Genomic DNA, 18,129 nt, shown 5'->3' with positions numbered 1-18,129 from the left:
TAAAGAAAAAAGCCAATCAATTGAGATTGGCTTTTTTATGTCTGGTTTATTTTTTATGTCGCATTTTCTCAGCAACATCCAACAACACTTGTGCTGTTTTATCCCAACCTAGGCAACCATCCGTAACCGACTGGCCATAAGTCATATCGCAGGAAATTTTTTGATTACCATCAACCAGATGACTTTCAATCATTACACCACGCACTTTCGATTCAGCACGCTCTGCAATAATTTGCTGTAAAACCTGTGGTTGTAGTAGTGGATCTTTACCGCTATTACCATGACTACAATCAATTACCAGTGCAGGTAATTGTTTATGTTTGAAATGCATCGCTTGAATCGAAGCCAAATCATAGTTGGTACCCTGATTTGAACCACGTAAAATTAAATGCGGTAATGGATTACCTTCACTATGTAAAATCGCAGGCAAACCTTGCTGAGTCATTCCCAAGAATTGATGACCATGCAGTGCTGATTGAATCGCATCCAACGCAATTTGAATCGAACCATCGGTACCGTTTTTGAAGCCAATGCTGTATGGCATATGGCTGGCAATTTCACGATGAATTTGCGACTCACTAGTCCGCGCACCAATTGCGCCCCAAGCCAATAGGTCATCAAAATAACCTGTTGCCATTGGGCTTAAAATCTCACTTGCGATTGGCAAACCTTTCTCGATTAGCTGCAAGTAAAGCTGACGAGATTTTTCTAAACCGAGTTGTAAGTCTGATGATCCATCTAAATTTGGATCATATAAGAAACCTTTCCAACCCACCGTGGTACGCGGTTTTTCAATATATGCACGCATCACCAAGAATATTTGATCTTTAACCTGTTCTTGTAATAGTTGTAGGCGATCAGCATATTCAAGTACTGCGATAGGATCATGAATCGAGCAAGGACCAGTAATCACCATTAAGCGATGATCATGTCCAGATAAAATATTCTGAATCGTTTGACGATGTTTTGAAATTTGCTGCGCTAAAGTGGCAGACAAGGGATACTGCGCTTTGAGTTGTGATGGCAAGCTAAGCATTGATTCTTTTGTATGTGTTTGTGGTTGTGTCAAAGCAGTATTTAAAGCATTCATTTTTCAATTCCTTTGGACTGACCTTCTTCGCAGTCCTATCATTTATTTGAGCAAGTGTGATCTAAGCGATGTTGATTTTTTTGCAAAGTAAAACCAAGAAATCTTGCTAAAATATGAATAATTAAATGTATACATGGTATTTCTCCTAAAATCATGATTGTTAAAGCATAAAAAAACCTGATCGGTGTTGCCGATCAGGTATTAACTGGTTGGGCAACCTTTTTGCTGCCCGAAACGCATCAGGCAACGATCAATATTGCCAAAAGTAAAAGTATGCGTTGGTGTTTACAGTATGCTTTAACATATTTATTTCAAATATCTAAAAAACGGTGTCTAACTATTAAATTACGCACTATTTCAGCATTTGACAAGCACTTTTTATGTTTTTTTAATCATCTCTTCAAAATCTTAAAATTTGACCTTTCATCACTTCCCCCATAGAATAGTGTAAAAATAAACCAATTTGAGATCACGCCAATGAAGTAAGTTCTATTTCCATCATCAAAGTTCATTTTTCTTTTTGATGTGCAAAATAGACTTAGCTATCGTTTAGCGCTGCTTTATTCTAAAACTTATCTCGATCTCTCTATTTTGCATATCCTGTTTATGAGGTTTCTTATGACTCAACAGGCATGTATTGTTTCCAACTTATCCCTTGAATTCGCACAGCGAATACACTTCGACTCGCTTTGCTTTCAACTTCCATTACATCAATTCACAGGATTGATTGGATGCAATGGCCAAGGGAAATCACTATTGATGTCTCTTCTGCATGAACAGACAAAATTCAAGCTCCCTTATTCAGGCCAAATCTCATGGCAGTGTCCGCATCAATATCTGGCTCAACTTCAGCGTGTACAAGCAGATACAATCGCTCAAGCCTTGCATATTGAGGATTTATACCAATGCTTCGAACGGATCCAGCACGGTACTGCAGCTTTTGCCGATTATGACCAAGTCGAACATCTGTGGCATTTACCAACAGAATGGCAACAACTTTTGCAAAGTGCGGATTTACCGATAGATCTTGATACACCTATTCAATATTTGAGTGAAGGCCAAAAAACCAAACTCGCACTGTGTCGCCTATTTCTACTCAAAGATCATTATCTATTACTGGATGAACCGAGTAATCACTTAGATACACGGGGACGAGAATGGTTGATTGAGCAAATGTCTCAACATCCTACAGGTGGACTCATCATTAGCCACGATCGGCAACTACTGTCTCACGTACAGGGGATTTTTTCCTTAAATCAGCTGGGACTACATTATTATGGTGGCAATTATGCGCTATATCATCAGCAGTATCAGTTACACGTCGACGCATTATCACACGCAGTACAGCAAGAAAAACGTGAATTAAAACAGCTGAAAGAGCAGCAACATCAAAGTCAGATGAAAGCCCAAAAACGTCAAAAAACAGGTGAAAAGTTAAGGGCTTCTGGTTCACAAGCTCCCATTCTACTGGATGCTAAAAAAGAGCAATCAGAACAATCTCTCTCACATCTTCGCAAACAACAGAGTAAGCAGCTTGCAGATGCAAAAGACGAATTGCAACAGAAGCAAACTCAACTGGAACATCTCAAAACACAATCTTTCGAATTTGCACATATAGCCAGAAAGTCAGGAGAAATCTTACGTTGTCATCAATTACAACTCCCTTATGCGAAGACAAAACCCATTGATCTTGCAATTATGGCTGGGGAAAAATTGCATTTACGTGGTGCAAATGGAACTGGCAAATCAAGCTTATTAAAAACCCTTCAAGGTTTAATCCCACCACTTACAGGTGAAGTGTATTGCAAAGTAACTTCTATTTATCTTGACCAGAGGCTTTCGCTACTTGATGACACTATTTCAGCACTTGAATATTTACAACATATTGATCCCGGACTAACGGAACAACAAGGGCGAACTTTATTAGGTAACCTTCAAATTCGAAGAGATAAAGCACTTATGCCCATCTCCAGCCTAAGTGGCGGTGAACGCTTAAAAGTGGCTTTGCTTGCCTTAAAGCAACAAGCAGTTGAACTGTTATTTTTAGATGAACCCGAAAATCATCTCGATATCGAATCTCGTGAATTACTGGCTCAAGCAATTCATTCTTTTAACGGTGCTGTGATACTGGTGTCGCATGACAAAACTTTTGTTGAAGCATGCGGAATGACAGCAACTTATATCTTGGTATAGTTTTTTATTTTCAAATTCAGGCATGGCAAAACCATGTTCATGCCTGAACCCAACATTCATCTAAAGCGATCTGATTATTTTATAATTTAAGCACTCGTATCAAAACTTATAGTTCAGAGTTGCCATAAAATTACGTAGCTCCCCCCAAGTATTGATTGCCGTTCTTTTATAAATGGTATTTCCGACATTATCAACATTGATCGCAAGACTGAGATCTGGATTGATCTGATATCTCCCCATTAGGTTCAAGAGAACATAGTCATCTTGTCGATTAAACTGAGTTGCTACGCCGCGTGCACGTGTATCAAAAATTTCACTTTGCCAATTCACCCCAGCCCCTAATGTCAATTTATCCCATTGATAATTTGTGAACAATTTCAGAGTCTGCCGTGGAAGTGAACTTCCTGTAGCTGTTGTTAAGGTTTTTCCATCACGATCTTTTGCATCTGTGTAAGTATATCCAGCAGAAATATGCCAATCAGGACTCAATTCACCAGCAATCGATAACTCCACACCCTTTACCTTAGCGCCATTCACTGCAATATAAGCAAAATCACCATCGGTCGTAAACTTTTCACCATCCCGAACAGCAAAATTATCTTGCTTGGTTTCGAAGTAAGCAAGGCTGGTATTTAAGCGTTGATTAAAGAATTCTGCTTTTAAGCCTATTTCTACACTATTTCCCTCTTCTGGGTCTAAGAATTGGCCTGTAACATTTTTTCGAGTAGATGGATTAAAAATAGAGGTATAACTTGCATAGGCAGAGATCTGATCGTTCATATCTAAAATCAAACCCACATAAGGGGTATAGATGTTACTTTGTTTTTGTTCAGTACCTGTATTTTTGCGTTCCCAAGTACTCAAACGTGAGCCTAAAATCAGTTTTACTGGATCTGCTAACTGTAGTTTGGCCGAGGCAAATCCACCAATCTGATATTCATCGGATATCGTCCGCCCAATAGGCGTCAAGTTGATATAGTCTCCCACATCACCATGGTAGTTTTGGATCGGTCTAGATGAAAATTGCCAGACTTTATAAGCAGGATCATTGGCATTTACTTTGTATCCATTGATCCCAAAACTTAATTCATGCTCGCGACCAAGTGCTTGAAACTGCCCTGAAACAAAACTATCAATTGCATGAACTTCAGGTGTATTGATAAACTTACTGCCATGAACACTCATTTCCCTGGGCTTTAAGATAATCGGGTTACCCTCCCAGTCAGTACCATTCACGATACCCTTTTCATCTTGATAATTTAAAGTATAGCCTGCTATGTTTCTAATTTGATCGCTGTCCGTTTTGGAATAACTATAGTTAATCACCCCTTTCCAATTTGAATTAAATTGATGCTCTACACCCAATAATGCATATAGATTATTTACCGCAAGATTTGAGTTGTGAGTTGCTGGATTATCTCTTGGTCCAAAGGTCGTCTGCTTCAAACCATCTCCACTCACAAATGGAAAACCATGTTGTGCAGCATTATAGATTTTATTTTGTTGCAAACTTAGTACGGTTGTTAATGTCGTCTGATCACTGAGATCATAATCTACCGTACCATAGAGTAAGGTTGAATCTTTATGATAACGATCTTGCTGATTACCTCCTGACGAATGTGCCGCAATCAATCGCCCTTTAAGCGTTTTATCTGCGTTCAATCCACCCGATACATCAAACTGACTACGATATCGTTCCCAGCTACCCGCCTGAACTTTAATGGAACCTTGTGTATCTTCGGTCGCGCGTTTGCGTACATAGTTAATACTTGCACTCGGATTACCAGAACCGCCAAGCAAACCTGATACACCTTTTAGAATTTCGATACGGTCATAAATAGCCGTGTCTTCCATACCAATGTTATAAGTTCCACCAAAAGATGCCGCACTGGTTGGAATACCATCTCGCATAAAATTATTAATCTTAAAACCACGAGCATAATAATCTGAAAAGCCAGCGCCTTCTTGTCCATGCTGACTTTTACTTACCCCAGGTGTTTCCTCTAAAACTTTGCTGATATCTGTTAAATTTTGATCCTCTATTTGTTGTTGAGTAAACACAGTTAAGCTCTGTGGAGTATCTTTTAAATTTAAATCAAGTTTGGCTGAACTACGGCTCGATTGAACAGTATAACGATCACGATTGTTTTCCGCTTTAACCGTTATTGTAGGCAATGTATTGGCAGTGTCGGCTGCCCACACATCTGAACCAATTACCAAGGAAATCGCTGATACTAAAATTCTGGGAGAAAATAATTTTCTGTTGAAAACTAAGGATTCCATGAACACACTCGATTGTAACAATGAAAATAAAAATCATTATCAATCGTAGCAGTATTCTGTCGGCCTGATTTTCATAACAGGCCGTAAATGTAGCCTCTTTGTGCCTATATCATTCTGTCTTGAGTTTGTATAGCACACTTGAGAGTTATGCATTGCTCTTAGCCCTAATAAAAATTTGGACAAGAACTATCTGAATGAAATTTGATTTTCTGTATGAAAAACAGGTGCCGTAATCGAAAAAATCACTCCATCTGGTTTAATCAAGCGCCATTGATCAGAGTCAATTAAATTCAAATGCTCAATTTCATGCTGTTCAATATAAGTCAACCAACAATCACCAAAATCATCATCCGTTCCAATTTTTTCAACTTCAACCCAAAAAGCAATGTAATTCATTAACTTTTGCTTTAGCACTGGGTCAATGATTTCTGAACACTCAATAGTCCCAAAAATATTTGGAAAATCAGTTTCATTCAATATGAAATCACCAACTTTAATTTCACCAAAGAAAATCTCGCTTTTTTCCATTCTAATTCAATCTATAAATAATTTACCGCACCAATCCTTGCGGCTGCAAAATGATTAAGCCAGCCCCACACAAAACCACAAGACCACCTAGAATATCCCAACGTGTCAGCATCACTTGATCAACATAGCGCAGCCACAATAAAGCAGTAAAAATATAGATACCACCATAAGCCGCATAAATACGACCTGATGCTGCAGGATGCAATGTCAGTAACCAAACAAAGACCGCTAAACTTAATGCAGTAGGAATCCACAACCAATGTGATTTTCCTTGATTCAAAATAAGATAAGGAAAATAACAACCTAGAATTTCAGCAATCGCCGTAACGAAAAATAACCCAAATACTTTAAGTACTTGGGTTATTGAGAAAGACAATTCAAACATTAAGCAGGTTCAGCACTCGGGTTAATATGATCTTCAAACACTTCCAATTTTAAGCCGACGTCTTTGCCATTTTCTGTTTTCACAGAAACTGCAACATTGCCACCATGCTCTGCAAGCTCACCAAATAAAATCATCTCAGCAAGCGGCTTTTTCAAATGTTCTTGAATCAGACGTTGCATCGGACGAGCACCCATGAGGCGGTCATAACCATTAGCAGATAACCAGTCACGAGCACTTTGATCAACATCGAGAACTACTTGTTTCTCGTCGAGCTGTGCTTGCAATTCGGTTAAGAATTTGTCTACCACTGAATCAATGATTGTCGTCGGAAGTGCTTTAAATTGAATCACACCATCCAAACGGTTACGGAATTCAGGAGAGAATGCGCGTTTCATTGCATCTTGGTTATCTGCGCTGTGATCTTGCTCAGTGAAACCAATACTTGCACGAACAATACTCTCTGCACCAATATTGGTGGTAAGCACAATAATCACATTTCTGAAGTCAGATTTACGACCATTGTTGTCAGTCAAAGCACCATGATCCATTACTTGCAATAACAAGTTAAATACATCTGGATGCGCTTTTTCAATCTCGTCAAGCAACAGGACACAATGTGGATTTTTATGGATCGCATCGGTCAGCAAACCACCTTGATCATATCCAACATAACCTGGAGGCGCACCAATCAAGCGAGAAACCGCATGACGCTCCATATACTCAGACATATCGAAACGAACCAGCTCTACGCCTAGCAATTTAGCCAGTTGTTTAGTGACCTCGGTTTTACCCACACCTGTTGGACCAGCAAAGACAAAACTACCCACTGGTTTATCTGGTGCTTTTAAGCCTGCACGAGATAATTTGATCGCTGATGCAAGCGCTGTAATCGCCTCATCCTGACCGAATACCACACGTTTAAGATCACGTTCCAAATTCTCAAGTACAGACTTGTCATCTTTAGAAACAGTTTTCGGTGGAATACGTGCAATCTTAGAAACGATATCTTCGATATTCTCAACTGAGATCGTTGTGCCATCCACTTCTGCTTTCAAGCGGCGTTGCGCGCCAGCCTCATCAATCACATCAATCGCTTTGTCTGGCAAGAAACGATCATTGATAAATTTAGCTGACAACTCAACAGCAGCAACTAATGCTTTATCATCATATTCAACATGGTGGAAATCTTCGAACTTGTTTTTCAAGCCACGTAAAATTTCAATTGTTTCATTGATGCTTGGTTCATTCACGTCAATTTTTTGGAAGCGACGCGATAAAGCATGGTCTTTCTCGAATACTTGACGATATTCTTGGAAAGTTGTTGAACCAATGCAACGTAGGCTGCCATTTGCCAAAGCTGGTTTGATTAAATTCGATGCATCCATGGTACTGCCCATGCTTGAGCCTGCACCAATGATCATATGAATCTCATCAATGAATAAAATTGCATTTGGATTCTTTTTCAACGCATTCAACAATTGTTTTAAGCGCTTCTCAAAGTCACCACGATATTTAGTCCCTGCAACCAATGCACCGATGTCTAAGCTATAAACTTCAGCATTGGCAAGTGGTTTGGGTGCTTTGCCATTGACAATCAACCAAGCCAAGCCTTCCGCAATCGAGGTTTTACCTACACCCGGATCACCGACGAGCAACGGATTATTTTTACGGCGACGGCATAAAATTTGTGCTGCACGCTCAATTTCTTTTTCACGACCAATTAAAGGATCGGTTTTACCCTTTTGTGCTTCGATATTTAAGTTCAACGTATATTGTTCAAGTGGTCCAGCATTTGCTGAAGCCGCACTTTCACCCTCAATATCTTCCACTTCTTCTTCAACCTGAATCTCATCTTTGCGTGTCCCATGAGATAGGTATTGAGTCAAAGTTAAACGGTTAATTTGATGACGTTTAAGTAAATAAACCGCGAAAGAATCTCGTTCTGAATACATTGCAACTAGAACATCTGCACCTTCAACCGTACGGTCACCACCGCTCGATTGAACATGGAAAATTGCACGTTGCAAAATTCGATCAAAGCTCTCAGTTGGATGAGGGGCCTGTTCACTATTATCACCAAGTTTTGGGGTATGTTGCTCTACATATTCCTCTAATTCTTTACGCAAGGTAACAATGTCCGCACCACATGCTTTTAATGCATTTACGGCGGAGTCGTTATCGAGCAAGGCAAGCAACAAATGTTCAACTGTCAGAAACTCATGTCTCTTTTGACGAGCCATGCTAACAGCCAAACGTAACGATACTTCTAATTGACGACTGAGCATGTAACCCCCTTATATCTTGGGCTCTATCAAAAAAAGAAAATCTTTTAATGAAAAAGCGAATTATTGACTTGATCCGCTGAGCTTCTGTAATCGTGATTGGATATACGTCTACAAGTCTCTTTGCTTCATAATCTACTGTTAGCATTAGTTGACTATCTTGGTCAAGATTCAAAACAAAGTATTGTTGTAAAAATTCAATTACAAAGAGAGTAAGACTTATCTAATCGTTCAAAAAGACAGCGAATTTGTTATTCATTTATAAAACAATATTAAACCTATGAAAAATTGTAATACTGCATGATCTTGCTTAAAGCCTAACAAATCATTCATAAGTTTAATATATTGACACACAGTATATTGTTTCATGTTTTTAGCACAAAACAAGATATGCCTTAATTTACCGCTTAAATCACATATCGAAAGATAGCCTTACTTTTTCAAGACCCACTCGCAATATATGATTTCCCAAAGTTGATATTCCGCAGCTTTTCTTACGCTTTCACTCGTAATTTATGAGCCATACTATGGTGTGCAAGAGCGTTACTTTTCTTAACGATGTTACTCGCAACGTAGTTGCTCGTCTTGCGCATGAGGAATGAAATTCCGCAAGAGCGTTGCTTTTATTAACGCTGCTCAGGCTCGATTTGGCATAACAAAGGATGACCTTGAGCTCTGGCATAGTTATTCACCTGATTTGCTTTTGTTTCAGCAATATCTCGTGGATAAATACCCGCAGTGCCTTTACCTTCATAATGAACTGTTAACATCACCTGACTGGCCTGATCGAAGTCTAACCCAAAATAACTTTGTAGCACTTCAATAACAAAATCCATCGGCGTGTAATCATCGTTCATTAAAACAACTGCATATAACGGCGGTCGTTTTAATTCTGGAGGGGCTGTTTGTACAACCACCTCACCCTCATGATCCTCTTGCGAATCACTTAAACGTGGATTCAAGTGCCAATCGACAAACCCAGATTGATGAAAAGAATTTTTCACTTCACTTAAATTCATTTGACGTTTATATCTTCGCATATTGAGTTCTTAATCTAAAATTTATTGAGCATTTGCTTCAGCTTGAGGTATTTCCGACACGAAAGCAGAACCTGCATCAACCGGTTTACCTCTTTGCCAACTAAAGCGTTTAATTACAGGTGTGCCAGCGCCTGTTAAACGCACTTCAATGAATTGAGGCGTAAACCCTTTGGGCATTGTCCAACGCCCCGTTAGGCGCTCAAAATCATCGAAATTGAAGTTTTTATCTTCTAAAGGCACAACTAAGATTTCAGTATCTTTAATTAAGCGCAACTCAACCGAACCAGAAGCACGGCGTTTATTTGGGCTTACTTGAACAAGATCAATCTGATATTCAAAGGCATTTTCCGGTAAAGATTTAATTGCCATATTTTGAATGGTTAAGCTTACACCACCACGTTGTCTCAAAATATCACGATAAATCGCATTCATCCCTTCAAATTGGGTCTTATCCGCATTGGCTTGATTCACTGCTTTGAATAAGTCATCCGCATTACCCACAGCCATATCACGCTCTTGAACAGCAGCATTCAAACTCTTGCTGACCGAATCCAATGCAGTCTTTTGTTTCTGAACCACATCTACCAATTGCTCAGCATCTGCATCATAACCAACCACAGTTAAACCTTGACGGTGGCCGACAGTATAACCAAGCAAAAAACTGCTACCGATAAGAACAGTAGCACCAATAATCAAAGGTAAATTCGTTTTTAAGAATTTATTTTTTTCAACGGAACTGTCTGGTGAAGTAGTCGGTTCAACGTTTTCCATCATCATCTCTATCGTTATGATCTGCATCAAAGCACACATTAAAATCGAAATTTAAATGTGTGTGAAGTAAAAAAGCGTTTTTTATGGTAATAAACCAATACCTTCCAAGCCTGCAGCCTCATCAAAACCAAACATTAAGTTCATATTTTGAATCGCCTGACCTGCAGCGCCTTTGACTAGGTTGTCTTGAGCAACCAAGATAATCAATTTATTGGCTTGTGGGCGGTAGAGTGCAATTCTAAGCTCGTTCGCACCGCGAACACTACGTGTTTCTGGAGAACTATTTGTAGGCATGACATCAACAAAGCGTTCATCTTTATAGAAATCTTCGTAAAATGCTTGTAAGTCAAGTTGCTGACCTTGTTCGGTTAGGTCAACATAAATCGTACTCAACATGCCACGAATCATTGGTACAAGATGCGGCACAAAAATAAGCTGATCAAACTGCCCTTTTTGTCCTGAAATATTTTCCAGCGCTTCAACAATCTCGGGATGATGACGATGTCCAGCAACACCATAGGCTTTAAAATTATCAGCGTTTTCACTGTAAATCATACCTAGGCTTGCTTTACGCCCCGCCCCAGACACCCCTGACTTTGCATCCACAATAATACTTTGTGTTTGGATCAGTTGGTCTGGATTTTTAAGTAATGGAGCTAAGCCTAATTGTACCGTAGTTGGATAACAACCAGGATTACCAATCACTTGTGCTTGCTTGATCTTCTCACGATTTAACTCAGTTAAACCATACACAGAATCTTTTAAGATGGCAGGACAACTGTGTTGCATACCATACCATTTTTCAAACTGAACCAAATCCTGCAAGCGAAAATCAGCCGCAAGATCAATGACTTTTGTACCTGTAGCAATCAATTTTTCAGCATGTTGCATCGCTACACCATGTGGCGTTGCAAAAAATACAACATCACATTGTGCTAATTGATCTAAATCCAGATCTGAAAACTCGAGTGTTGTATGCCCGCGTAGACTTGGGAACATATCTGCAACACGCTTTCCTGCTTCTGTACGAGAAGTGAGAATACGAACCTGAACTTGTGAATGTCTTAATAAAAGACGTAATAGCTCAACCCCAGTGTATCCAGTTCCACCAACAATACCAACAGAAATCACGCGTGACACCTCAAGCTTTCATTTAGATAAATAGTATGGCAGTTTGACCCATTTTACACAATCTTCAAGTACCTAACTTTTAACAAAATAAAAGTACTGTCAATCTTGATTAAACACTCAAAAGTTTATGAGAGAATACAAATAAACTCATTATATTTGGATTGATTCTACCATTGGTCAAGAAATACTATTGAATCATTTCACTATTCGAATAGAATAAAAAAATTGCGGTAATAATAAATTTCATGGATGCAAAATTTTTTGGAGAGCTGGAATGCCTTCTTTGATGTCAAAACAAAGACTACATCATCATATTTGCTTAGGGCTTAGTACACTTCTACTTAGTTCGGCATTAGTTGGTTGTGGAAGTGGTGAAAGTAAAGCGAAAGTAGAAACGACACCCACAGTATCAGAACCAAAACCGAAGAGTTTCAAGGTCAAAGCAGCAGTTGAAATGCGTGATGTTGTTCTTAGAATCTACGATAACTTTGATAATACATTAGTTCTGGAACAAAATTTAAGTACAACCTCTGACGTCAACATCACGTTACCACGCGTTTTAAATAAAGAACGCTTATACCGCATTGAGATATCAACAAACCCAAATTCTTTGGTTTTTGACTTTCAAAGTGGCCAATACCAAAATATTTCTATGACTCTACATAGTCTTGTAGAAGTAAATACCAGTAGTCTCACGCAAACGATTTATATCAATCCAAGTTCAGAAGCAATCTATCAACGTGCCCTAGTCCGCTCTGGAGGACTGCCGACGGATAGCAATATAAACCCAACAAAAGTGAGTGCTTCTCAATTAAATCTCGCAACAGAAGATGTGAACTCAGCATTAACAAGCGCATTCTATCAATTGGATATCCCGAATTTAAACCCGTCTTATCTTTTAAATGCTTTCTCACCACAAGATGCGACGTTAACATCATATGTATACATCAACACTTATCTCAGTTTCGGTTTTATTCAGCAATGGGCAAATCTTTACCCCAACAATAGCTTTGTTGAATTTACCAAGAATTTAGCAGTTGATTTAAAAGACGGTTATCTTGATGCAAAAAAATTACGCGGTGATCAAAGCACACTGACTTCATTAGTGATTCCGACACCAGACAATGTTGATTCAGCTAAAAATAACTTGATATTTATTGCAGAAAATCAAAAGAATGCAAGAGATACCTTCTCTAGTTCTTTAAAGCAAGCGGTACTACAACTGGCGGACAACTATCGTCAGGCTTCTTTAAATCCACAGGGTTACGCCTTATTACAGCAAAAGTCCTATGCAGGAAATAGCCCTATAAATAATACAGCTAATGCTTTCCGAGTCATTGGTGCTGGTGACTATCGTCGTGCTGTCGGGTTTGCAGATACCACTGAAACATGTAATGGTTCTCTTTATCCATGTAAACAAGGTATTACAGGAATCAATATTGTTAGTGCTGGCTTGCCTTCAATTGAATATTTAATCGGTAGCTATAAAGATTCAACTGGTAATTGCCAACTCAATATTCGTGGTGATGGCTGGTTAGAACTCGTTAAAGATGGTCAAACTTTTAGCTCAAAATTGGATGGCGATAGCACTGATAATTTATTACAGGTAGATAAAGCCAATGCTGAATACTTATTAAACAGCAGCTCAACTGAACCAAATAATAGCACACTGCAATATAGCTTTATTCAAGTAAAAGTAAAGAAAAATCAAGTGTTAAGTGCTAGTGCTGGTTTAGACAATCGTAAAGCGCCAGATCAGCTACAGACCACTCAATTACAGTGCAATTTCTCATAGTTCAAGCTAAATTAAAACATTGATGTTTAGCCAAAGCGTTAATGTCCAAATCCAAAATAATTTTGCCGATTCCAATAAAACAACAGCTTTAACTAAGCTGTTGTTTTATTTTAAATCTGTTATTTCAATCTTAGCTTTCTTCTTCGGCTGATATACTGCTTTAATAAACTCATCGATCTTATATTTAATGCCTCTTAAGTATCAAATCCCTACACTTCTTGTTTATTCCAGATTGCTGCTCGGCTTTCTAATTGTCGTAGTAACACTATTACGGCCTAGCTTTTATCCTCTTTATACAGTCGTATTTTTAACACTCGGACTAATGAGTGATATCTTTGATGGCATCATTGCAAGACATTTAGGCGTGTCAGATGAAAAACTACGTCGCTTAGACTCCAATATTGATCAAATCTTCTTTATTTGTGCAATCGCATCAATTTACTTACAACAACCTATTTTTTTTAAACAATACATTTGGCCGATTCTGGTTCTAATTTTATTTGAAGTGGCGATTTATATGGTTAGCTTTATTAAGTTCCGTAAAGAAGTGGCCACCCATAGTCTTGGTGCAAAAATTTGGACCTTATTTCTCTTTGCCTTATTGGTACAAGTGACACTTACAGGCCAAAGTCAAATTTTATTTTGGATTGTTTTCTGGCTAGGTCTTCTGACACGTGCTGAAATCATTGCCATTATTTTGGTACTCAAACAATGGCAAAATGATGTACCTAGCCTAAAACAGGCTATACGTATTCGGAAAGGTTTAACTATTCAGAACAATCGCTTTTTTAATGGTTAAGACAAAACGTATATTCTATTATTTTTTATAGTACCAACTCGGCAATTGAGTCTGTTTCAATTGCTTTCGATGCTCAAGGTAATTGGTATCATGCTTTTTCACTTCATTCCAAAACGCAGCACTATGATCAAAATGTTTGGTATGTACTAACTCATGTACACAGACTGATCGTACAATATATTCTGGCATCAGCACCAATGCAGCATGTAACATGATGTCATGTTTAGAACTACAACTACCCCAACGCGTCTTTGGCTTACGGATACTACATTGTTGGTAAGACAAACTGATTTGCTGGCTTACTTGAGCTAAATATTCAGGTAAAAACTGTTTTGCATAAGCCATGACAGCAGCTTGTAAAGCCTGCTCGGACTGTTCATGCCGAATCAGTAATTGTTGTCGCTCGAAATCAAACTTAAAAATATGTCGTTGCTGTTGTTGAATAATTTTAAAAGGCTGCACATGGTGAAACAATGTCAACGATTCAGGAAATGCCGTCGTTTGATTAAATTGCTGTTGTTGTTTGCCCCACGTTTCTATCAACCATTGTTCAGACTGATGCAGAAACTGCTGAATCTGTCGTTTGCTACAGAACAAAGGAACTGTGAGGCGAATACCTGTTGGCTCAACACGCAAGCGCAAATTTCTTGCCCTTGCATGTCGAACAACTTTAATTTCAGGTAACAGCGTTTCTAATGAAACTAATGGCATTATTGTGCTGTACGCTCTTCGATACCACTGTCAGTTGCTACAACAGCAATGGTTGCTGCATTTAATGCAAAGATACCATTGGTCACAACGCCTGGAATGTCGTTAATGGTCTTTTCCAACTCAATCGCATTTAGAATATTCAGATTAAATACGTCTAAAATCACATTTCCATTATCGGTTACAACACCTTCGCGATAAACAGGATCACCACCCAAGGCAACAATCTTACGGGCTACGGCAGAACGCGCCATCGGAATCACTTCAACAGGAAGTGGGAAATCACGTCCTAACTGATCTACCCATTTTGAATCATCTACAATACACACAAATTTCTTTGCAATTGAGGCAACAATTTTTTCACGGGTTAATGCCGCACCACCACCTTTGATCATATGCATATGACGGTCAATTTCATCAGCACCATCCACATAAGCATCTAAACCACCGACAGAATTCATGTCGACCACTTCAATGCCTAGTTTTTTTAGGCGTTCAGCTGTTGCAGTTGAACTTGCTACTGCTGCTTCTAATTGCAATTCAGGCAATAAATCAATTAAAAAATTAACGGTACTTCCTGTTCCTACGCCCAAAATGCCGCCTTTAGGCAAATGTTTCAAGGCTGCTTTGGCCGCAGCTTGTTTTTTTTCATCTTGGGTTGCATATAGACTCATGACTTCACTCAACTATTTTGACATTTGCTTTAAGAAAACAGCGCAAATGCACAGGGGTTTGCTACAATGATTGCCTATTTTAAACTGTTATAGGGAAGATGAACATGCTGTCTCGTGTGGTACGACAAATTTTACAAGCAACGGTTTATGATGTTGCGATTGAAACACCGCTTGAAGCAGCTCCACGAATTAGTCAGAAAATTAATAATAACATTCGATTTAAACGTGAAGATTTACAGCCTGTATTCTCTTTCAAGCTACGCGGTGCTTACAACCGAATTAGCCAATTACCAAAAGATCAGCTTGATCGTGGTGTTATTTGTGCATCTGCAGGTAATCATGCTCAGGGTGTCGCTCTATCAGGAAAAAAATTAGGGATTCATGCCATCATTGTCATGCCAAGCACTACACCTGACATTAAGGTTCAGGCAGTTAAGCGTTTAGGTGGCCAAGTTGTGTTACATGGCGACAGTTTTGATGTTGCAAATAAATATGCCAAACAGCGTGCTGAAGATGAAGGCTTGGTTTTTATTCCACCTTATGATGATGAACTGGTGATTGCGGGACAAGGAACCATTGCCAATGAGTTATTGCGTCAATGGCGTGATGTAGAATACGTTTTTGTTGCTGTCGGCGGTGGTGGTTTAATCGCTGGGGTTGCAGCCTACTTAGGTGAAGTTGCACCACATGTCAGAATCATTGGTGTTGAATACGAAGAATCCGCGTGCTTAAAAGCTGCACTTGAAACCAATGAACGTGTGATCTTACCTCATGTTGGTCTATTTGCTGATGGTACGGCTGTTGCACAAATCGGTGAGTTACCTTTCGACATTATTCGTCTTCGTAAATCAGATAATTCAGGTCCAATCGTAGAACCAGATATAGTCACTGTAGATACAGATGAAATTTGTGCTGCAATCAAAGACACTTATGACGAGAATCGCAGTATTGTTGAACCTTCTGGTGCAATGGCCTTGGCTGGGATCAAAAAATATGTCGCAGAGCACCAACTGACTGGCAAAAATATGGTCTCAATTGTTTGTGGTGCTAACATGAACTTTGACCGTTTACGCTATATTGCAGAACGCACTGAGTTGGGTGAACGTCGCGAAGCGATCTACGCGGTAACAATTCCTGAGCAAAAAGGTGCATTTCTGCATTTTTGCCGTGCTCTACAAGGTCGTAACATCACTGAGTTTAACTACCGTGCCAGTGATAGTAATCTCGCTCAAGTCTTTGTCGGAATCAGCCTCAAAGGTGGTGAAACCGAGCGTCATGAAATTCATGAGATGTTGAAACAACAATATGAAGTGGATGACCTGTCTGATGATGAGGTTGCGAAACTGCATATTCGTTATTTGATTGGTGGTCATGCCAATATCGAACATGAGCGTTTATTCCGTGTTGAGTTTCCAGAACGTCCAGGCGCTCTGTTAACCTTCTTAGAACGTTTAGGGCCAACCCACAACATTACCTTATTCCATTACCGTAACCATGGCGCTGCGGAGGGTCGTGTACTGGTTGGCCTACAAGCAACCGATGCGAAGCAAAATCCAGATGGGTTAGTCGAAACTTTAGAGAAAATCACTTATCCTTATGCCGAAATCACAGATAATACGGGCTATCGTCGTTTTCTTAAATAAGCTTTCTAATACTATAAAGCCGACATTATGTCGGCTTTATTTTTATTCGATGTTTTGCTTATAAATGTGTAGCGCAAACAAAATCATTACAAATGGAAAGTTATTCCATCTTAAAATGAATAAAAAGACATTTTTATCATTTAGTTAAGGACAGTTATGGCACAGTTTGCAGTCATTGGTTTAGGTAGTTTCGGGGCAACTGTTGCATTAGAGCTGACTAAACTGAATCATGATGTCATTGGCATTGATACCATTAAACGCAATGTTGAAAGTCTTGCTGATCGTATTACCCATGCCGTGATTGCCGATGCCACCGACGAACATGTTTTAGAAGAACTCAATATCCAAAATTGCGATGCTGTCGTTGTTGCCATTGGTGAAGATATTGAAGCCAGTATTCTCTGTGTTTTGAATCTCAAGAATCTTGGTGTTGAGAAAATTCTGGTCAAGGCTAAAACCAAAGCACATCACACCATTCTTTCTCATTTAAATGTCAGTAAGATTATCCATCCTGAAGAAGATATGGGTGTTCGGGTTGCTCAGGCATTAAATTACCCGATGGTAAGCCGTTATATGGCGCTTGATCATGATCATTATATTGTCAAAGTGCCTGTGCATGAAAAGCTCAACAACGTAAATTTATCTGGCATTTTAAAACAAGAACCGCATATCAAACTTTTATTGTTAAAACGAGATCAAGAAATTCTCTATGAAACAGACGGCAACTTCACTTTAAAAACAGGTGATGTCCTCATTCTAGAAGGTTTACTCAGTCATCTCCGAAAACTTTCAGGATGTTTCGCATAA

15 protein-coding genes and 1 pseudogene are annotated in these 18,129 nt (G+C 39.0%); 5 read left to right on the top strand and 11 right to left on the bottom strand.

Annotation, left to right across the window (positions count from 1 at the left end; translation table 11 throughout):
- Positions 1-46 precede the first annotated feature (46 nt).
- Complete coding sequence (locus tag WA352_RS04730) at positions 47-1,090, bottom strand: 3-deoxy-7-phosphoheptulonate synthase (protein WP_033132878.1); 1,044 nt, start codon at positions 1,088-1,090, stop codon at positions 47-49.
- Positions 1,091-1,708: 618 nt separating this feature from the next.
- Between WA352_RS04730 and WA352_RS04725 the strand changes: the two genes are divergently transcribed.
- Positions 1,709-3,283 (top strand): ATP-binding cassette domain-containing protein, encoded by a 1,575-nt coding sequence (locus WA352_RS04725; protein ID WP_033132879.1) that lies wholly within the window; start codon positions 1,709-1,711, stop codon positions 3,281-3,283.
- A gap of 99 nt (positions 3,284-3,382) precedes the next feature.
- Here WA352_RS04725 and WA352_RS04720 read toward each other — a convergent pair whose 3' ends face one another.
- The 8 genes and pseudogenes from WA352_RS04720 to argC all read right to left on the bottom strand — a co-directional run bounded on the left by WA352_RS04720 (position 3,383) and on the right by argC (position 11,703).
- Complete coding sequence (locus WA352_RS04720; RefSeq protein WP_336141405.1) at positions 3,383-5,566, bottom strand: TonB-dependent siderophore receptor; 2,184 nt, start codon at positions 5,564-5,566, stop codon at positions 3,383-3,385.
- A gap of 186 nt (positions 5,567-5,752) precedes the next feature.
- Positions 5,753-6,043 carry a hypothetical protein gene (locus WA352_RS04715; protein ID WP_227505269.1) on the bottom strand — a complete coding sequence of 97 codons (291 nt, stop codon included), beginning with the start codon at positions 6,041-6,043 and terminating at the stop codon, positions 5,753-5,755.
- 73 nt (positions 6,044-6,116) lie between these two features.
- A complete protein-coding gene (locus WA352_RS04710; RefSeq protein WP_005204046.1) occupies positions 6,117-6,479 on the bottom strand; it encodes a YnfA family protein in 363 nt (120 codons plus the stop codon).
- Entirely contained in the window at positions 6,479-8,764 is a 2,286-nt protein-coding gene (clpA, locus tag WA352_RS04705; protein WP_004806787.1) for an ATP-dependent Clp protease ATP-binding subunit ClpA, read from the bottom strand. Before clpA ends, WA352_RS04710 begins: the two co-directional genes overlap by 1 nt.
- Positions 8,765-8,808: 44 nt before the next feature.
- Positions 8,809-8,969 (bottom strand): annotated as a pseudogene (locus WA352_RS21825) (ATP-dependent Clp protease adaptor ClpS); the annotation flags it as partial.
- A 418-nt stretch (positions 8,970-9,387) separates the two neighbouring features.
- On the bottom strand, positions 9,388-9,801 hold the full coding sequence (clpS, locus tag WA352_RS04695) for an ATP-dependent Clp protease adapter ClpS (protein WP_004806784.1): 414 nt from the start codon (positions 9,799-9,801) through the stop codon (positions 9,388-9,390).
- A gap of 21 nt (positions 9,802-9,822) precedes the next feature.
- On the bottom strand, positions 9,823-10,572 hold the full coding sequence (locus tag WA352_RS04690; protein ID WP_004806783.1) for a DUF6776 family protein: 750 nt from the start codon (positions 10,570-10,572) through the stop codon (positions 9,823-9,825).
- Between the two features lie 81 nt (positions 10,573-10,653).
- Complete coding sequence (gene argC, locus WA352_RS04685; RefSeq protein ID WP_033132904.1) at positions 10,654-11,703, bottom strand: N-acetyl-gamma-glutamyl-phosphate reductase; 1,050 nt, start codon at positions 11,701-11,703, stop codon at positions 10,654-10,656.
- 274 nt (positions 11,704-11,977) lie between these two features.
- Between argC and WA352_RS04680 the strand changes: the two genes are divergently transcribed.
- Positions 11,978-13,498 (top strand): hypothetical protein, encoded by a 1,521-nt coding sequence (locus tag WA352_RS04680; protein ID WP_241345084.1) that lies wholly within the window; start codon positions 11,978-11,980, stop codon positions 13,496-13,498.
- A 187-nt stretch (positions 13,499-13,685) separates the two neighbouring features.
- A complete protein-coding gene (locus WA352_RS04675) occupies positions 13,686-14,297 on the top strand; it encodes a CDP-alcohol phosphatidyltransferase family protein (protein WP_033132882.1) in 612 nt (203 codons plus the stop codon).
- A gap of 18 nt (positions 14,298-14,315) precedes the next feature.
- On the opposite strand, the gene WA352_RS04670 is transcribed toward WA352_RS04675, so the two are convergent.
- Both WA352_RS04670 and rpiA read right to left on the bottom strand, forming a co-directional pair.
- Positions 14,316-15,008, bottom strand: a complete 693-nt coding sequence (locus tag WA352_RS04670) for a M48 family metallopeptidase (RefSeq protein ID WP_033132883.1) — start codon at positions 15,006-15,008, stop codon at positions 14,316-14,318.
- Complete coding sequence (rpiA, locus tag WA352_RS04665; RefSeq protein WP_004806773.1) at positions 15,008-15,679, bottom strand: ribose-5-phosphate isomerase RpiA; 672 nt, start codon at positions 15,677-15,679, stop codon at positions 15,008-15,010. The genes WA352_RS04670 and rpiA overlap by 1 nt, the downstream gene beginning before the upstream one ends.
- 98 nt (positions 15,680-15,777) lie before the next feature.
- On the opposite strand from rpiA, the gene ilvA reads away from it, so the two are divergent.
- Positions 15,778-17,322: a threonine ammonia-lyase, biosynthetic gene (ilvA, locus tag WA352_RS04660; RefSeq protein WP_171061068.1), complete on the top strand. Its 1,545-nt coding sequence runs from the start codon at positions 15,778-15,780 to the stop codon at positions 17,320-17,322.
- 156 nt (positions 17,323-17,478) lie between these two features.
- Positions 17,479-18,129, top strand: a complete 651-nt coding sequence (locus WA352_RS04655) for a potassium channel family protein (protein WP_005204057.1) — start codon at positions 17,479-17,481, stop codon at positions 18,127-18,129.

The sequence above is a fragment of the Acinetobacter sp. 102 genome, from assembly GCF_037028485.1.
Lineage (GTDB): Bacteria > Pseudomonadota > Gammaproteobacteria > Pseudomonadales > Moraxellaceae > Acinetobacter > Acinetobacter higginsii.
Note: the sequence above shows the minus strand (reverse complement) of the source record. Positions and strands in the feature narration are given on the sequence as shown.